At 37.0% G+C, this 19,024-nt stretch carries 12 protein-coding genes, 1 tRNA gene, 4 pseudogenes and 1 other annotated feature; of the genes and pseudogenes, 9 read left to right on the top strand and 8 right to left on the bottom strand.

What is annotated here, in order from left to right; translation table 11 throughout:
• Positions 1-91: 91 nt before the first annotated feature.
• The 3 pseudogenes from NQU59_RS10245 to NQU59_RS10235 all read left to right on the top strand — a co-directional run.
• A pseudogene (locus NQU59_RS10245) lies at positions 92-576 on the top strand (potassium channel family protein).
• A gap of 175 nt (positions 577-751) precedes the next feature.
• Positions 752-2,084, top strand: a pseudogene (locus tag NQU59_RS10240) (TrkH family potassium uptake protein).
• 107 nt (positions 2,085-2,191) lie between these two features.
• A pseudogene (locus tag NQU59_RS10235) lies at positions 2,192-2,431 on the top strand (transposase); the annotation flags it as partial.
• A gap of 434 nt (positions 2,432-2,865) precedes the next feature.
• On the opposite strand, the gene NQU59_RS10230 reads toward NQU59_RS10235, so the two are convergent.
• Both NQU59_RS10230 and NQU59_RS10225 read right to left on the bottom strand, forming a co-directional pair.
• Positions 2,866-5,064, bottom strand: coding sequence for a hypothetical protein (locus NQU59_RS10230; protein ID WP_257063333.1), 2,199 nt, complete (start codon positions 5,062-5,064; stop codon positions 2,866-2,868).
• Between the two features lie 318 nt (positions 5,065-5,382).
• Complete coding sequence (locus tag NQU59_RS10225) at positions 5,383-6,279, bottom strand: hypothetical protein (protein ID WP_005089484.1); 897 nt, start codon at positions 6,277-6,279, stop codon at positions 5,383-5,385.
• Positions 6,280-6,471: 192 nt separating this feature from the next.
• On the opposite strand from NQU59_RS10225, the gene NQU59_RS10220 reads away from it, so the two are divergent.
• Entirely contained in the window at positions 6,472-6,738 is a 267-nt protein-coding gene (locus NQU59_RS10220; RefSeq protein WP_005089483.1) for a helix-turn-helix transcriptional regulator, read from the top strand.
• Positions 6,739-6,775: 37 nt separating this feature from the next.
• On the opposite strand, the gene NQU59_RS10215 is transcribed toward NQU59_RS10220, so the two are convergent.
• The 5 genes from NQU59_RS10215 to NQU59_RS10195 form a co-directional block, all read right to left on the bottom strand.
• Complete coding sequence (locus tag NQU59_RS10215) at positions 6,776-7,093, bottom strand: hypothetical protein (RefSeq protein WP_257063332.1); 318 nt, start codon at positions 7,091-7,093, stop codon at positions 6,776-6,778.
• Between the two features lie 485 nt (positions 7,094-7,578).
• Positions 7,579-8,790: a tyrosine-type recombinase/integrase gene (locus tag NQU59_RS10210; protein WP_005089480.1), complete on the bottom strand. Its 1,212-nt coding sequence runs from the start codon at positions 8,788-8,790 to the stop codon at positions 7,579-7,581.
• Between the two features lie 168 nt (positions 8,791-8,958).
• A tRNA-Ser gene (locus tag NQU59_RS10205) sits at positions 8,959-9,048 on the bottom strand.
• Between the two features lie 85 nt (positions 9,049-9,133).
• Positions 9,134-11,164 carry an NADPH-dependent 2,4-dienoyl-CoA reductase gene (locus tag NQU59_RS10200; RefSeq protein ID WP_257063330.1) on the bottom strand — a complete coding sequence of 677 codons (2,031 nt, stop codon included), beginning with the start codon at positions 11,162-11,164 and terminating at the stop codon, positions 9,134-9,136.
• Between the two features lie 292 nt (positions 11,165-11,456).
• Complete coding sequence (locus tag NQU59_RS10195; RefSeq protein WP_257063329.1) at positions 11,457-12,374, bottom strand: DMT family transporter; 918 nt, start codon at positions 12,372-12,374, stop codon at positions 11,457-11,459.
• Between the two features lie 150 nt (positions 12,375-12,524).
• Here NQU59_RS10195 and NQU59_RS10190 point away from each other — a divergent pair, with 150 nt between their 5' ends.
• Positions 12,525-13,376 carry a LysR family transcriptional regulator gene (locus NQU59_RS10190; protein WP_257063328.1) on the top strand — a complete coding sequence of 284 codons (852 nt, stop codon included), beginning with the start codon at positions 12,525-12,527 and terminating at the stop codon, positions 13,374-13,376.
• Between the two features lie 30 nt (positions 13,377-13,406).
• Here the strand turns inward: NQU59_RS10190 and NQU59_RS10185 are convergent, their stop codons facing one another.
• On the bottom strand, positions 13,407-13,748 hold the full coding sequence (locus NQU59_RS10185; protein WP_043973956.1) for a hypothetical protein: 342 nt from the start codon (positions 13,746-13,748) through the stop codon (positions 13,407-13,409).
• 198 nt (positions 13,749-13,946) lie between these two features.
• Here NQU59_RS10185 and argG point away from each other — a divergent pair, with 198 nt between their 5' ends.
• The 4 genes and pseudogenes from argG to NQU59_RS10165 all read left to right on the top strand — a co-directional run bounded on the left by argG (position 13,947) and on the right by NQU59_RS10165 (position 18,938).
• A complete protein-coding gene (gene argG / locus NQU59_RS10180; RefSeq protein ID WP_257063326.1) occupies positions 13,947-15,290 on the top strand; it encodes an argininosuccinate synthase in 1,344 nt (447 codons plus the stop codon).
• A 194-nt stretch (positions 15,291-15,484) separates the two neighbouring features.
• Complete coding sequence (locus NQU59_RS10175; protein WP_257063324.1) at positions 15,485-16,147, top strand: pirin family protein; 663 nt, start codon at positions 15,485-15,487, stop codon at positions 16,145-16,147.
• Positions 16,148-16,190: 43 nt separating this feature from the next.
• Positions 16,191-17,398, top strand: a pseudogene (locus tag NQU59_RS10170) (IS256-like element ISAba26 family transposase).
• 320 nt (positions 17,399-17,718) lie between these two features.
• Positions 17,719-18,938 (top strand): IS3 family transposase gene (locus NQU59_RS10165; protein ID WP_107114716.1). Its coding sequence is split into 2 segments (ribosomal slippage): positions 17,719-17,995 and positions 17,995-18,938, totalling 1,221 coding nucleotides; the frame shifts between segments, so codons are not numbered across the junction.
• Positions 17,994-18,110 (top strand) — a sequence feature (AL1L pseudoknot). Its footprint overlaps the gene before it by 117 nt.
• Positions 18,939-19,024: the final 86 nt, after the last annotated feature.

Genomic DNA, 19,024 nt, shown 5'->3' with positions numbered 1-19,024 from the left:
AATCAAAAGACTAAATTTAATGTAATGAACTTTTAACCTTGCCAGATTGTACTGTAGACTTTGGCAATCAAAACAATTAAGACTTGAAGAAATGGCCTTATTTGCAATTATTGGATTAGGAAGTTTCGGTACTACCATAGCTACAGAATTGATGAGGCTAGATCATGATGTGATTGGTATAGATACAGAAAAAAATATGTTGAGAATATTTCAAATAAGATTACACATGCTGTGATAGCTGATGCAACTGATGAACACGTGCTAGAAGAATTAAATATTCAAAATTGTGAAGCTGTAATTGTAGCTATAGGTGAAGATATCGAAGCGAGTATTTTATGTGTTTTGAATTTAAAAAACTTAGGTGTTACAAAAATTTGGGCTAAAGCTAAGACAAAATCTCACCATACAATTCTATCTCATTTAAATATCGAAAAAATTATCCACCCAGAAGAAGATATGGGGATTCGAATCGCACAATCTTTAAATTATCCTATGGTAAGTCGATATATGTCTTTGAGTGATGATCACTTTATTGTTCAAATTCCTATTCAAGAAAACTTTTTCAAGATAATATAATTAAAAACATTTATAGATTTCCAGAAGTTAAAATTTTATTAGTTAAACGATTTAAAGATGTATTCTATACTATAGATCGAGACTTCCCATTAGCTGAGGGAGACACTCTTATTCTAGAAGGGCCACTCGCTAAACTTAAAATAATTTGTGAATTAATGATTTAAAGTGACTTAACATGAAAAAAATAAACAAAATCAAACCTATTCACTTAAATCCTCCTACTATTTTGGCTCTTGGCTTTCTAAGTTTTATTGTTTTTGGAACTTTCTTATTAAAATTACCAGTGGCTCACAACATTGAAATAACATGGCTTCAAGCATTATTTACAGCTACGTCTGCTGTGACAGTAACTGGGCTTTCAGTTATTGATACAGGTACTGCTTTCAGTCATTTTGGACAATTTATTATTCTTTGTCTAATTCAATTAGGTGGTCTTGGATTTATGACTTTTGCTATTCTAGCAGCATTAAGTCTCTCGCCAAAAATAGGACTTAAACAACAAATTATGGCCCAAGATAGCTTAGATCAAACTAGCTTATCTAAAGTAACATTTGTTGCTAAAGGCGTTGTCATTTATTCAATAATTTTTGAATTGATTGGTGCTATTATACTATCTTTTTGTTTTATACCCGAATTTGGAATCGTAAAAGGTATTTATACTTCTATTTTTTTAGTATTTCCGCATTTAACAATGCAGGATTTTCTATATTTCCTGATAGCTTAATGAGTTTTCAAAGCAATTATCTTATTTGTATTTCAATTAGTTTCTTATATATATTGGGTGGTTTAGGGTTTATAGTATTGATGGATATAAAAAAAATAGAAAATGGAAAAAACTAACAGCTAATAGTAAAATTGTTATTTTAACTACTATGTATCTCAATATCATAGCCTTTGTTTTAATTTGGCTACTTGAAGCTAACAATCCCCTAACTCTTTCCCCTATGCAAACAAGTGATCAACTTTTAAATGCATGGTTTCAAGCCACAACTCCTAGAACAGCTGGTTTCAATACACTAGATACGGCCTCTCTTAAAGATTCTACCACCCTGATAATTATGATCTTAATGTTTATTGGTGGTGGATCATTGAGTACAGCTAGCGGTATAAAAATAGGCACATTTATAATATTAATTCTCAGTGTTATTTCATTTCTACGGAGGAATGATGAAGTAACGATATTTAACTATTCCGTTTCTCAAGATAATATTTTCAAAGCTCTAGCAGTTAGTCTGATTACAGGACTTTTTGTAATCCTGAGTTTTTTTATTTTACTTATCTCAGAACCAAAATTAAATTTCTTGGATTTGATGTTCGAAGCTATATCAGCAATTAGTACTGTAGGTCTATCTCGAAACACAACAGGTTCATTGCATGAAGGAAGTTTGCTAGTTCTAATACTATTGATGTTTGCAGGTCGTTTAGGTGCTTTAACAATTGCGTATCTCATTGCGACCCCCAAAAAGAGTCGTATAAAGCACCCCAATACGCATATTCAAATTGGTTAGTTATTCACCTAACTTTTCGGATATAGTTAAACGAAGAGTAAATATCATAAATAGGCTTTTTTGCACAAACCTTTTCATTACGGCTTATTCAGCAATATAATTTCCAAATGAATAAGCCTACGCTCAAAATCTATCGTACAACGAATTCGTCATCCTACTATCGAGCTTTGATCAATCTTGGCAATTTAACAATTTGGTTTGATTCTGAGACTCAATGGTACGCTTACCCTAAAGGTAAACATGATCGAAATCAAACTTATTCAGACGCAGCCATACAATACTTTTTAATGATCAAATCTTTATTTCGTCTTTCTTTGCGTATGGTCACAAGCTTTGTTCAAAGTCTCTGTAATGAGTTACTTAGATATAGATAATTATGAATTGATATAGATAGAGCAATACTACTTAAGATATTAAAGATATATTAATTATTAAATAGATTTAATAAATATATTTATTAAAAAGATGTATTTATTATATTAATAACCCAGTAACCCTTATAAATTAAAAGACTGTAATACACGGGCACTTAAACTATATGCATTCCCACATATCACAGAAGTCTATAATAAATCTTACAAGCTTAAGTTACGTTATGGTTCATCTGCATCCTTATGAGCAGCTAATGGTGAACTGGAGATTTTCTTCTTATTTAGCTTCTTTGGCACAACTTTCTTTCTTCCAACAACAGCAATGCTACTTTTAATCAGCAACTTAGCATCGGGGTTCTGATATTCAAATCTTCTTCTCTTAATCGAATTTTCTATAAAAATACTGTGACTTAAGAATGTTGGAATAATTTTTTGTAAAAATCAGATTTCCTATGTTTATTGGTTGACTCAATAACCAATCGATCTAATGAATATTCTTCATCAGACTGCATTATTGGTTTTCCCTGTATTTTAAAACTTTTAAGCTCAGATAAATCAACCAGTTCCAACTCTGACAGTGCTTTTTCTTTTACAAATTTACGCCATCTCATATTTAACAATTGAATTATAGATGTTGGATCAGTGAATACTCGATGGTCAAATGTAATAAAGACATCGGCATAGAAATGCCCTTCTTCATTTTGACTCCATAATCCAAAGTAACCTGTTTTCCATGATAAAGGTTTTGCCCTTTGTGCCTGATGTAAAAATGCAGTCCATAAAACTGCTAGTTTTTCTTGAGGTATAGAGCCAAACTTTGGAATCAACTCAACAGTTAGTCTAAATACTAAACAATCCTGTTTCAACAAATATTGAAATAAATTAGTAGCTACTTCTAAACGTTTTTTATATTTTCTATAAGCATTTATTCTAATCTCTTTAATTGATTTACCGTTATTACCAAGAGGTATTTCAGTGAATATATTCCGTAAAGCAAAAATATAGCGATTAATATGCATAATCGATGTTTTAGAGGTAAATAAACTTGTGAGCATTTTTGACGTCTCTTTGCTTTTTTCAAATAGCCCATTCTCATGTAATTGGAAATCTTGTATTGTTCGTATGGCTTGATTCTCTAATTCACTTTCACCTAACAAAATAAATTGTCGGCCAAGGCTTGTAACTGCCTTACGTAAAATCGACCTTGACAGCAGTTCGTGATCACCCGATACACTGAGCTCAAATGCATTTAATTTTGTTGTAATTAATGTTTCAATAAATATTTCAATATGCATCATGGATTGAACTTTTTTGGGATCAGATTCAATCTCACGAAAATAATGTATCACCGCTTCAATGTAGGCTTGGCTAGTTTTAGGAAGGTTACGCATCGTCCAAACCGATTTAAGCTCCTTTTCACACAAAAAGGGCTGACATGCTTTATTTGCTGCCTCTAGCACTTTTTCCATAGAATTAGAATCTTTAACATAGCCATCATAATTATTAAAAGCCTCTGGCGGATTGCTTCTTACCCGGGCTATTTCTCCACTTAAATTGTGATTTACACTTAAATTAGTTTTAAAAAGATTTGATAAAACAGGCTGGATATATAAATCTAGCCTAAAGAAAAAGCTAAGTATCCAATATTTAAATGCTTCAATATTTTTAGGTTGTGAACTTTTAATTAAACCTACAGCAATCTTTGAGTAATTTCTTCTAATGACCTCATTCCAATTGCGAATCCTAACATGGTATATATCCCCCACTGCTTTCTGAATTTGTTGTTGTAGCATGGAAATTGAGTTTTTCTCAGAAAAGTTTTTAGATGGTTTCAACGTCAAAATACAATGTAAGTTTAAATCATCTTTAGTACTATAAGTTTCAACCTTGGTGATTGCACTGAGAAGATGTGGGAAACTAGCTAATATAAGATTAATATCAGCCAATGGGCTGACTGGAATAATTCCAACTTGAGCCAATAAGTCAGAACGTGGTTTTAAAAAATCTTGTATCTGAATATCTATTGCGAATACATAAATGGTGGAGTGAATTTGTAGTAAATGATCAAACCCTTTAGCTTGTTGATTTAACTTATCAAATGTATTTATTTCCTGCTTACGATGTTCATTTATACCACGATCAATCTGATCTCGGACTTGAGTTATCAGTTGAGCTATGCGCTGATAAGGGATTCCTCCGATTCTCCATTGCGTTAATTGTTGGTGACTATCAAGAATGAATGCATTTTTAGCATATTCATCATTTTTCTCTTTAGGGAATGGTAAGTACACACTATTACCATCTTTCGCCCTTATTTCAAATCCTAAGTTTTGGTCAAGCAGCTTAAATGTCTCATACACACTCCTAAAAAAGAGATGAACAAACATTTCAGGATGTGGAATTAAACCTTTTTGCAAACGTATTCCATTAAAAAAATTACAGAACTCCTCAAGCTGATTCTGATCCTTTTTATTGCTGAACTTCGAAATAAGTACTTCGGCATCCCAGATATCATCGCTGACTTCTTGTGCAAAATTATCTATCCGCTTCAAAGTATCAATTGTTTCTTTAAAAGCTACTTTCTCAGCCAACCCATCTACATAGCGCATTGAATATGAGCTGTGAACTTTATGTTTTAGTAATTTAAAAAATCTTCATTCGAAATTTCGAAAGGTAAATTCATACTAAACTCTGCTTAGATCTTTATATAGCAATACATAGAAATATAATTCTAAATTTTATAATTTCACATTAATCACCTATTGTATTTATAAAAATATCATAATATACAGTAAAAATCACTTAATAAAACTTTATTTTGCACCGATTTTTCTTCTTAAAAACACAAAAAAATGCACAAATATGTGCATTTTTGTCCCCTATCAGAGCCCAATTTCTCTACTTTAAAATGAAATTTATTCAATTTTTTACTCTGGCCCAATGATTTGAGAGAGCAAATCTTCATGCCTTCGTAATAGGTTTTTGATGACTTCTGGCTGATAAGCTGTATTAAATGGAAGTTTCTTCTTCAGCAAAATTGATGGGTCATCCATCTGCAAGGCATTTTGAAGCTCTCGACATGTAACCTGAAGTTCTCTAATTTTATTGATAAAGGTCTGCTCTCGAGTCGCTGTGATTATGATACCTGAGCCTATTTTATTGCTTGGTGGATTTACCTTATACTTTTCGAACTCTCGTTGAAGTTCTGCTAACAATTTCATTTTTTCTTCTAATTGGGTTTCTATCCATTTTTTATCAAATTGCTTAAGTACAAGGTCTAATTCTGGTAAGACACTGTCTACAGCTGTATTCAGATTATCCCATTTGCCTTGGGTTTGAGCTTTATTCAGCATAAAGTCAAAAATCACTTGATGCTTTTTATATAGGCTCTTTTGATACCGTTTATTTGCTCCACGCACTCCTCTTATTCTAGTATGAATTTTCTTGCTAAAAAGAATATCTACATCCATCTCAGCATACTGACTAATTATTTCTTTATACGCTTTTTTTATCTCTTTATCTGAGAGCTCATCAAACTGTTCTATCAGTTCTAAAATGAGCCTTAAAACTTCTAGGAAGTCGTGACTTGAATACATTTTACCATTTCTTTTGACAGAAATAGGCTGTTCCATAAGCTCAACAATTCGTTGTGATTCTTCTTCGTTAAAATTTCTCCGGATATCTTGCAAATAAGCTAGATTCAAATCATCTCTGTTAGGTGCTTCGACATCATGCTCATATGTAGATTTCGTACAGTAGTTAAGAAACCCTTGGTATACCTCAAAAACAAATACAAATAATTCATTTCTATTTACATAAGCCATAAAACCTCCATTTCAATTATTCTTTATTTATCATATATATTTTATATCACTATAGTACAGTAAATCTTTACTTAACTAGAATTATTAAAATCATGGACATGGATCGATATGATTGCGGCATAGCAAGTTAGAAAGGATCTAGCCAATTAGATTCATAACTTAAATGTCAATTTATTACTGGAATCATATACTATGCTAGAGCATCGTTATCGTGTTAGAGATTTGGTCAACTATCCTGAACGTCCAGCAAAGGACTATGTGGATCGTAGTGGTCGCAGACGTCGGCTGTCTCATAAGCCTGCAACCAAAGGCTTACTCAATGTTGCGGAATCGACTTTCTGGAAGATGATTCGTCGTGGTGATTTTCCTGAACCGACATACTTAACCGCCAGTATGCCAACGTGGACGGAAAACCAGATCAATGCTTGGCTTGAACAGAAAATATCTAAAGCTGCATAAATTGAAATAGCTTGTCTCATAACAGGCTATTTTTTATTCACAATAATACTTTTATAAGGCTCTTAATCATCCATTTTTTTACAATAACTTTAAGATTCTGACCACTTCCTTCCATAGTTGAAACAAAGCCATTTTCATGTAATTTAATTTTCATATCTTTATCAACTTGAGGATAATTATGAAGCTGTTGATAATCTGCTAGATAAGCAATATATCTAATAATAGGATAAGTTAATGATTGATTTTTAACAATAAATTCAAATATTCCAATCAAGAATAAACTAGTAATTCCCCAAGCAAAAAAATGTAAAATAAGCTTATGATCTTTCTTTGCAATAAAATTAACTTCCTTCAAGCCAAATATTACTAAAAAGGATGAATGAAGCTATTCAATAGCTCAATTAACATTTTAAACATTAGTAATATTGCAATTAAAAAGTAAACCAAGAAAAATGCTAGAATTGTAAAAACTATTGCTGATGGGATATAACAAATAAGCACTAATAAATGAAGTGTAAGAGTAAAATCCTCTGCTGGTAAGCCCAAGCTCTTTACAATCAACTCATGTGCATAAACATTTGAAAACCATAGAATAAAAAGATTTACAATACCAAAAGAAAAAGTATAAAAGGCTTACCTTTTATTTTGTTTACATAAAACTGAACAGCCCATGAAACAAAACCGACCTCAATAACTAGAACCCCAAGTAAAAGAAGTATTTCCGAATAAATCAGCCTATGAAATAAGGCATATACAACCAATAATATAATCCCCACGACATAGGCACTTCGAATACATTTCTTCGTTTAATTTTTTTAAAGAAAAGCTCACATATACCTCTTATTTACAGTTGATTAAAGAATCTAAATAATCAGCCCATTCTTGCATCATCTCTTGGCGTTTATTCAAAAACTTGGTTCGGTTGTAAGCTGTACCATTATTGTCTTTTACCTTATGGGCTAACTGGTGTTCAATAAAGTCCACACGCTGCTCTAGAATCTCATCCAACATGGTACGTGCAGTTGCCCTAAAGCCATGTGCTGTTTGTTCACCACCATAACCCAAGCGTTTTAAAGCGGAGTTGATGGTATTGTCAGAAATAAAGGTTTTACCATCCCGCCCCACAAAGATGTATTCGCTGTATGGATGCAGATCAATAATTGACTCTATCAAGCCAAAGGCTTGATCTGACAATGGCACAATATGAAGTTGCTTAGTTTTACTGGCTGTAAATTTAAAGCATCTCTCATCACGATAGAAATACTCTTTTTTCAGCTTGCGGATCTCCCCAGGTCGCTGAAATGTCAGCACAGAGATTTTTAACGCCACCTGCGTGGTCAGCAAACAGCGTGTATAAAGTTTGGAGTAGTTCCAAATTTTATTTAACATTGGAGCTAGGTCTTGCTCTTCTGTCACGGCTGCAAAGTTTCCACCCTGTGGTTTTGGCAGTTCAATATCTTCAATGGGATTATACTGGATCAGCTTTTTCTTACGTGCTGATTTAAATATCTGATTGAGGTCCGACTTAAGGCGTTTGGCAACAGACAATGCACCACGCTCGATAATGCGCTTAAATACCTTAATCTCAAGAATTTCTAAGGTAAGCTGTGGAAAGGTTAAATCACCAATGTAGGGATAAGCATCATGCTTTAAACGACGGATCGTCTCTTCATCCTGTTTTTGCTCTAGCTCACGTTTATACAACCATGCTTCAGCGACGATACGAAAGGTGTTTTCTGCTTCTTTCTGTTTCTGAGACTTGGTTTCAATCCGCTCCATTGCTGGATCAATACCCTGCTTGATGAGTTTTTTATATTCATCACGAATCGTACGGGCATCATCCAAGGAAACTTCAGGGTAAGTACCTAAAGATAAATCATTACGCTTGCCTAGGAACGGACGTGTGTAATTGAATATCCAGTACTTGCTACCACTTTGATCAATACGTAGATAAAGATTTCCACCATCTGACAGCTTATACATCTTGTCAGGATCAGGTTTAGCTTTTTTAACTTGTAAAGCACTAAGCTTATTGATTCCACGAGTTGCCATAGTTCAGAAATAAAAAAATGCAGTAAGATATAATCTTACTGCATTTTTTACTACTTTATAACACCCGATTGGCGTAGTGCGTCACGGCTTGTCATATTGTAAATTTCCAACTTTAACCTTATAAATCATAAACTTATATCGTGTTAAACAGTGTCAGAAACTTGAATTTGGCGGAAGCGGTGAGATTCGAACTCACGGAGGACTCACACCCTCGTCGGTTTTCAAGACCGGTGCATTAAACCGCTCTGCCACGCTTCCATGTGCGTAAGAATACAAAGCTTGCCCTCTTTATACAAGAGAAATTTAACTGCAATGTATTCAAATGCATAATGTTTCATCAATTTTAGAGTTTTGCGGCTAATTCAGCACCATCTCGGATCGCACGCTTGGCGTCGAGCTCAGCAGCGAGCTTAGCACCACCAATAATATGGTAGTTCGCTGAAGTATTTTCACCGTCTTTAGGCATGAGATCTTTCACCGACTCTTGCCCTGCACATACAACAATGGTATCTACACGCAATAATTGATCATGACCATTATGTTCAACCCATAAACCCTCATCGGTCACGGCTTTATACTGCACGCCACGCAGCATACGCACCGCATGTTTTTTCAACTGCGCACGGTGTACCCAACCCGAGGTCTTACCCAGACCAATCCCAAGTGGTGTGGTTTTACGCTGCAATAAATAGATCTGACGCACTGGAATTTCAACTTCTGGACGCTGCATCCCACCTTCAGAGATATAGTTAGGATCTGGATCAACCCCCCACTCACGTTGCCATTCAGCTAAAGGTTGTGGCTGAGGTTGATGTGGTGGTTTTAACAGGAACTCTGATACGTCAAAGCCAATCCCGCCTGCACCGATCACAGCAACCTTATGCCCTACTTCTGCACCACGTAATACTTCTGCATATGACAACACTTGAGGTGCGGCACTACCTTGAATTTTTAATGCGCGCGGTACAACACCTGTTGCAACAACCACTTCGTCAAAGCCTTCACGTTCTAACTGCTCGCGACTTACACGCGTATTTAAACGGACATCTACACCTGTCTGTTTCAACTGTACTTTAAAATAACGAATCGTTTCATGGAATTCTTCTTTCCCTGGAACGACCTTGGCTAAATTAAACTGACCGCCGACATCATGATTGGCTTCAAACAGCGTTACGGCGTGACCACGGCTTGCAGCCACAGTTGCAGCTGACATCCCGGCGACACCACCGCCGACAACGGCAATACGTTTTGGTTTTTTAGTTTTGATATAAACCAGTTCTGTTTCATGACAAGCCTGTGGATTGACCAAACAGCTGACACGTTCATTCTTAAATGCATGATCCAGACAGGCTTGGTTACATGCGATACAGGTATTGATTTCATCCACACGATTGGTAGCCGTCTTATTCACCCAATAAGCATCCGCCAAGAATGGACGTGCCATTTGCACCATATCTGCCTTGCCAGAAGCAATAATCTCTTCTGCCACATCAGGCATATTGATACGGTTGGATGCAATCACAGGAACTGATACATGCTGTTTTACCGCTGCGGTATAGTCGACGAATGCGGCACGTGGCACTGAAGTCACAATCGTAGGGACACGGGCTTCATGCCAGCCAATCCCTGTATTAAGCAACGTAATCCCTGCTTTCTCTAATGCTTTAGCTACCACGATCACTTCTTGCATGGTATTGCCGTCATGCACCAGATCAAGCAAAGAGAGACGGAATGCGATAATGAATTTTTCACCGACTTTGGCCCGGATCGCTTTGACAATCTCTACAGGGAAGCGCATACGATTTTCAATATCGCCACCCCAACGGTCAGTACGTTTGTTGACATGGCTGCTGAGGAACTGGTTAATTAAATAACCTTCTGAACCCATGATTTCTACGCCATCGTAGCCTGCTTTTTTTGCCAAGCTTGCACAACGGGCATAATCCTCAACGGTTGCCAAAATTTGAGAATCCGACATCTGACGCGGTTTAAAGGGGTTGATCGGCGCCTGAATTGGGGATGATGACACTGAAAATGGATGATAACCATAGCGGCCAGAATGCAGGATTTGCATCAAGATTTTTGCACCATGCTTATGCACTGCGTGAGTCACAAGACGATGATGAGGAATATCTGCCAAGCTATTCATGGTTCCGCCAGCAGGGAGTAACCAACCTTGACGATTTGGAGAAATACCTCCAGTAATAATTAAGCCAACCCCGCCCTTCGCCCGTTCACCAAAATAAGCAGCGAGCTTTGGATAGTTAAAGAAACGATCTTCTAAACCTGAGTGCATTGAACCCATTACCACGCGGTTTTTAATGGTGGTAAAACCTAAATGTAATGGTTTTAAGATATTTGCATAGCTAGTCATGATATTCCTTCTTAATTTTGGCTTTGCAACTTGTTGCATAGTACTTTAATACTTTTTTGTTGATTTGGGATGACCCTAGATAAAAATTTAATGGTTGAAAGTGTCAATTCAGCTTCAACAGCGACAACAAGCATCTTCATGCTGTCTATTAAGCATTGCAATCTAATAAAACCAAACATAAAAAAGCAGCCATATTGCTATGGCTGCTTTGAGGTGCAAACTTAAATCATTCCAGTCTCACTTAAGGAATAAAATGACTATTTCTCCAATCAAATACTAATATAAAAGCAAATCAATGCTGCTGATGACCTGAATAAGCAAGAGGATCTTTTTGTACTTTCATTTTTAAAGAACTCATCACGATTCCCAAACAGATCAACACCGCACCGATCAAGATGTTTAAGCTTAAAGGCTCATGCCAGATCAAAGAGCCAAAAAACAGACTCAAAATTGGAATACACATAATTGAGATCGAAGCCACAAAGGTATCCACCTGACTGACAATCCAGTTCCAAAGCACAAATGCAAAACCAGTTCCAATCACTGCAATATAAAACAGTGCTGATTCATTTAAAGGATTCAACCAAACTTGAGCATCAACAGGTTCAAAGCATAAAGCCATCATGAACATGAGACTACCACCCAGCAAAAGCTGCCAAATGGTCAACTTGATTTTGTCATAACTCGCAAAATTCTTTTTGATAAAAACGGTCGATAATGCCCAAAAGAACCCTGAACCAATCAATAATACTTGTCCTAGCAATGACATATTCAGATGCACATGATGCAGTTGCGGCCAGAGAATTGCGATCAATCCCAATGCTCCAAGAACCAGTCCAATAACTTTCTGCTGATTCAACCGTTCATTTAAGAAGTAATGTGCCAATACCCCAATAAAAATTGGCATGGTAAAGACCAGTACTGCAGATAAACCTGAATCTACAAATTGCATGGCAAAAGTCTGGGTGGCATAGAAACCAAAACAGATTAACAGGCTTAAAATGATCAAAGGCTTCCACTCAGCGGGCTGTGGCAAAATAGATTTTTTTAAAATCCGTTGTATTAGCATCAGGGTCAATGCCGCTAAAATCAATCGCGTAGAGATAAATAAGAATGCTGGGAAAACTTGTAAACTATGCTTGACCAAGCCCCATAACGAACCCCAGACCAAACACAGTAATGCAATTGCACTGACGACTCGAATATTCACATCTGGTACTCAACCGCTAGAAAGTCTGCTTAGTGTATAAAACAAATGACATCATGAATAATGTTATGTTTTAATAGATACATCATTTTTTTTGATGCCTATCTGGTTTTGTATGCTTTTCTTGAATGGCTGAGATATTGAGGACTTGCCGTGAATATTGATATTAGCGATATCCGATCTTTTGTGACTGTGGCCGAACTAAAAAGCATTACCGCTGCGGCAAATAAGCTCAATTATTTACAGTCTAATATGACTGCCAAAATAAAAAAGATTGAAAATCACTATAAACGCCAATTATTCATTCGCAAACCCAAAGGTGTAGAACTGACTGAATCAGGCATGAATTTGTATGCTCAATACAAAAAAATGATTTTTACGTGGGAAGAAACTGAAAATAAAATCTATCAACAAGAAAATGTACTGCGCTTTGGCACCAATACCAGTCTAGGCGGTATGCGTTTTTACCCCTCTTTTAGCCAGCTCTATGAAGCCTATCCTGACCTTTCGATTACCATGAAGACAGGTCCAACAGGTTATATTGAAGATGAGATTTTAGCGGGCAATCTGGATATTGCCTATGCCCTGGGACATCCTAAACATAGAAATCTACAATATATTCAAAAGGCAGAAGATCAACTGGTCATTATCGGTAAAAACATGATCAACCATGATAGTATGGAGGAATGTCTGAATCATCAAAATATCTTGCTGGCGTCTGAACAATGCTGCTATGCCACAACCTTAGAGAGTATCTACACAGACTATAAGCTTAAAAAAGGTGAACTCACTCATATTTATGATCATGAAGCCTTAATTCATTTTACCCAATTGGGTATGGGCATCTCGATGATTGCCAAATCATTGATCGAAAAATATAACATTCAATATTATCGGGAAACGCCTGAGCAGTATCGGGATATCGGGCTCTATCTGATTACACGCCATGATCATGTGTTTACCCCGATTGAGAAGCAGTTTATTGGCTTAAATGATTCACTTTGATACAAGTTCGGCTTTACAAAATGAACAATGCTAATCAATCACAGGGACTTTAAATATAGGCTGTTTCTCCCACTTAAATATAGAGAAATATAACATCAGCACCCCAAGAACGGTTCCTACTGGAAAGTTATTGAGCATAAATACGGTCATAAAGATTGATCCAAACTGGCTGCTTGTACTCCCAGTTTTCACACTTCTTGCACATACAAAATGAACAAAAACTAAAGCAAATACCCCCAAGAAACTCCCAATCGAATATTGAGGAATATTCTCATAAAAACGATAAACAACTTTATAGATGAGAAGCGCGATTACGGCAATTGCCACCATTTTATGTAACGTTGAAAGAGTTTGATTTTGATCAACCACCATATTTTTATTTACCCTTTTCTATCATCTTATCGTAAAACTTTATATTTTTCTGATGTTAATCTATTTTTCAAATGAAAAAAAGAATTCCTTTCCCAACAGAAAAAAATTGATTTGAAAAGTGATATAGTACTGAGCGTATAAATTCTCTTTGGTCACCGATGTATTAGGGTGCCTATTTCGAAATAGTTAGGACTAGCAATGACTGATAATGCAACGATCTTGCAGCATGTACCAGTAGGTAAAAAAGTTGGGATTGCCTTCTCTGGTGGTTTAGACACTTCAGCAGCTTTATTATGGATGAAACAGAAAGGCGCAGAGCCTTATGCATATACTGCAAATCTGGGCCAGCCTGATGAAGATGACTATGATGCTATTCCAAAGAAAGCTGAACAGTACGGCGCAGTCAAAGCTCGATTAATCGATTGTCGTTTACAACTTGCACTTGAAGGGATTGCTGCAATTCAATGTGGTGCATTCCATATCAGCACTGGTGGTGTACCTTACTTCAATACCACACCTTTAGGTCGTGCAGTAACAGGTACCATGCTTGTTACCGCGATGAAAGAAGATGACGTCAACATTTGGGGCGACGGTTCAACTTATAAAGGCAACGATATTGAACGTTTCTATCGTTACGGTTTATTGACTAATCCTGCGCTTAAAATCTATAAGCCTTGGTTAGACCAAACCTTTATTGATGAGTTAGGCGGCCGTGCCGAAATGTCGCAATTCTTAATCGACAATGGTTTTGACTATAAAATGTCAAAAGAAAAGGCGTATTCAACTGACTCAAATATGTTGGGTGCAACGCACGAAGCCAAAGATTTAGAATACTTAAATGCTGGTATTAAAATCGTAGACCCAATCATGGGTGTTGCATTCTGGAAAGATGACGTTGAAATCCAACCAGAAGAAGTGAGCATTACTTTTGAACAAGGTATGCCAGTTGCGCTGAATGGCCAACGTATCGAAGATCCTGTTGAATTCATTCTTGAAGCGAACCGTATTGGTGGGCGTCATGGTCTAGGGATGTCTGACCAAATTGAAAACCGTATCATCGAAGCGAAATCTCGTGGTATCTATGAAGCACCGGGTATGGCTTTGTTACATATCGCTTATGAGCGTTTGGTGACGGGTATTCATAACGAAGATACCATTGAACAATATCGCATTAACGGTTTACGTTTAGGTCGCCTACTTTACCAAGGCCGCTGGTTCGACTCACAAGCGCTCATGCTTCGTGAAACGTCACAACGTTGGGTTGCTAAAGCGATTACAGGTACTGTGACTTTAGAATTACGTCGTGGTAATGACTACACCATCATGAATACTGAATCTCCTAACCTCACGTATGAAGCTGAGCGTTTAACCATGGAGAAAGGTGACTCGATGTTTACGCCAATGGATCGTATCGGTCAGTTAACTATGCGTAACCTCGACATTACTGATACCCGTGCAAAACTCGGTATCTATACTGAAACAGGTTTGCTTGCAATTGGCCAAGGTTCTGCAATTCCACAGCTCGAAAACAAATCAAAATAAAAGATTAGTAAATTTGTTTACTATTTTGAAAAGGCTGAATATTTTTATTCAGCCTTTTTATTTTATCAAAGAAAATAGAGATGATTGAATCATCGCATTTATAGAACAATACGTCGCATTAAAAGACTATTTATCCCTATTATGAATCGATAATATAAGCATTAAGCAATACATAATAATTTGGGAGATGAAAGATGCATGCTTATCTACATCGTAGTGAAAACCGTGGTCATGTCAAAGCAGGTTGGTTAGATACCTATCATAGCTTTTCATTTGGTAGCTGGTACAACCCGAAATATATGGGTGTCAGTGCGCTACGTGTGATCAACGATGATACGGTTGCTGCACATAATGGTTTCGGTACCCATCCCCATGACAATATGGAAATCTTGACCTGTGTACTTGATGGCACCATTTCACATAAAGACAGCATGGGCAATGAAGGCCAGATCAATGCCGGTGAATGGCAGTTGATGAGCGCTGGAACTGGGGTCACCCACAGTGAAATGAACAAGCATGATAAAGCGGTGCATCTGTTACAAATTTGGATTCAACCCAATGTGCAAGATGCCGAACCAACCTATCAGCAAATTCAACTCAATCCGAAAGATCATCCAAACCAATGGCACTTGATCGCAGGTGATGAATCTGCACCGATGTCGATTCGCCAAAATGCTGAAGTGAAAACTGCAGTGATTGAGAAAGATCTGCATTTAGAGATTACAGCACGGAAAAAAGTCAACTATGTGCATGTGATTTCAGGTGAAGTGATGATTGCCGATCATTTGGTAAAAGCAGGTGATGCATTATTGTTTGATGAGACTGGGGACTGTTCTAAATTTTGTGTAAGTACTTAATTTTCATTTATCCTTCAGAGGATAATTACAAAAGGTACTTCACATGGATGAAGCAACAATCAAAAGTATGGCTGCCGAATTGGCTAAAGGTCTAAAAACACCAGAAGACTTAAACCAAATGACAGCAGTCTTTAAAAAATTCATGATTGAAACTGCACTCAATACTGAACTTTCAGACCATCTCGGTTATGAAAAGCATCAGTCCAGGAAAGGCTCAAATAGCCGTAATGGGTTTAGTTCTAAAACCATTACAACTCAAGATGGACAACTGGCTTTAGATATTCCCCGTGATCGAGAAGGTTCATTTGAGCCACAAATTATCAAAAAGCACCAAACACGCATCACCAGTATGGATGACCAAATCCTCTCACTGTATGCAAAAGGAATGACTAATAGGAAATTGTAGCCTTCTTCAAAGAAATGTACGATGCCGATGTCTCAGCATCTCTCATCAGCAAAGTTACCGATGCTGTGATTGAGCAAGTGACTGAGTGGCAAAATAGAGCCTTAGATAGCCTTTATCCTGTTGTCTATCTTGACTGTATTGTTGTCAAAGTCCGTCAGCACTCCAATGTGATTAACAAGTCCGTATACCTTGCTTTAGGCATCAATATGGATGGACAAAAAGAATTACTGGGTATGTGGATTGCTCAGACAGAAGGTGCCAAATTCTGGCTGTCAGTCATGACAGAGCTAAAAAATCGAGGAGTACAGGATATTCTTGTTGCCTGTGTAGATGGATTAAAAGGCTTTCCTGACGCGATAGCCTCCGTTTACCCTCATACTGATATTCAACTGTGTATCGTGCATGTTGTACGCAATAGCCTGAGATTTGTAAGCTGGAAAGACTACAAGGCTGTTACCTCGGGTCTGAAAGCGATTTATCAGGCAAGTACAGAGGAAAATGCTTTAAAGTCCCTAGACATCTTCTGTGATCAATGGAATCACCAGTATCCCAAAATTGGAGAATCCTGGCGGGCCAATTGGGAAAATATCCGAACGATCTTTAGCTATCCAGCCGAAATACGTCATGCAATTTATACAACAAATGCGATTGAGTCGTTGAATAGCGTAATACGCCATTCAACGAAGAAGAGGAAAATCTTTTCATCTGATGACTCAGTAAAGAAGGTCATTTACTTAGCAACATCAAATGCTGCGAAGAAATGGACGATGCCAATTCAAAATTGGCGTTTAGCAATGAATTGGTTTACGATTCAGTTCGATGATCGATTAAAAGATCATTTATAAAAAATGGAACTTACACAAAATAATTTACAGGCTCATGAGACTGCAACCATTACTGCATTGCAAGACAGTCAAATGATTTGGTTTGACCTTCCTTAAACTCGGTTTAACTTGTACCTCTTAACCTCAAGGGGTACAAGCTTTTTAATCATTACTACTATCACAACTGTTTGAATCTGAATTTGATTCAGTATTAAAACTACAATTATCCATGCGTCTATCATCATTATCTTAAAATGAGTCGCCGCTAGATGTGGTCGAAGAATATGAATGTGAACCGTACCGGGTTTGTCGGAGACTCAATATTCTGAGAGACTATTCCGATGAAAAAACCAAACTATACCCCCGAAATTAGAGAAAGAGCGGTTCAATTACTAATTGAATCTGAAAAAGATTATCCATCGAATTGGGCAGCAGTTTCCGCAATTGCTCCTAAAATTGGCTGTACTCCTGAAACACTTCGTGTTTGGTATCAAAAATACTTAGATCAACAAAATCCCGCCAAAGTACAACAGGTATCTGACCAAGAAAAAATGAAGCAAATGGAACGTGAAATTAAAGAATTAAAACGTGCCAATGAAATTCTACGTAAAGCAGCCGCTTTTTTCGCCCAGGCGGAGCTCGACCGCCCACACAAATAATGGTGGATTTTATCCATAACAATAAGGCGTTATATGGTGTTGAAGCGATTTGTAGAATTTTACCGATTGCAGCTTCGACCTATTATCGGGCTTTAGATTTCGTTGATAACCCAGAACATCGAGCGAAACGTGCTCTGCATGATTTACATCATGCAGAGCAAATCAAACGTATTTGGAAAGAAAGTTCAGGTCGATATGGTGTACGTAAAGTTTGGCAAAAATTGAAACGTGAGGGTTATGTTATTGCACGTTGTACAGTTGCTCGATTGATGCAAAAGCTAGGTATACAAGGTGTTTGGCGTGGTAAGAATAAACAAACCACCCGTAGCCGAGATGATCAAAAACGAGCAGATGATTTAGTGAAACGGAATTTTAGTGCTGATCGACCTGACCAATTATGGGTCAGTGACTTTACGTATATTCAAACACATTCAGGCTGGGTCTATACCGCCTTTATTATTGATGTGTTCTCACGAGCAATTGTTGGATGGAAAGTATCTACACGGATGAATACAGATATGGTGCTCGATGCATTGGAGCAAGCATTGCACGATCGAGGCATGCCAAAGAATGTGATTCATCATTCCGATAGAGGTGTTCAATATCTTTCTATTCGCTATACCAATCGTTTAGATGCTGCAAATTTACGAGCATCAGTCGGTACGACAGGTGATTCATACGATAATGCTCTGGCTGAAACGGTGAATGGCTTATACAAAACAGAGGTGATTGAATATTTAAAAGCAGATTGGCAAGGTTTAGCAGATGTACAACTTGCGACACTAAACTGGGTAGATTGGTTCAATAAAAAGCGTGTACACAGTGCACTGGGTTATGTATCGCCTTTTGAGTTTGAAGCAATGTACTATGATAAGATTAACCCGTTAGGTCAGGTGGCCTAACTTAAATAAAAAAGTCTCCGACAAACCCGGTACGGTTCAATGGTTATAATCAGAAGAATCTGGTGTAGTGCCAGTGTTCTTTGCAA

Origin of the sequence: Acinetobacter colistiniresistens, assembly GCF_024582815.1 — a bacterium.
In the GTDB taxonomy this organism is placed as follows: Bacteria; Pseudomonadota; Gammaproteobacteria; order Pseudomonadales; family Moraxellaceae; genus Acinetobacter.
This window is presented reverse-complemented; position numbering and strand designations above follow the sequence as displayed.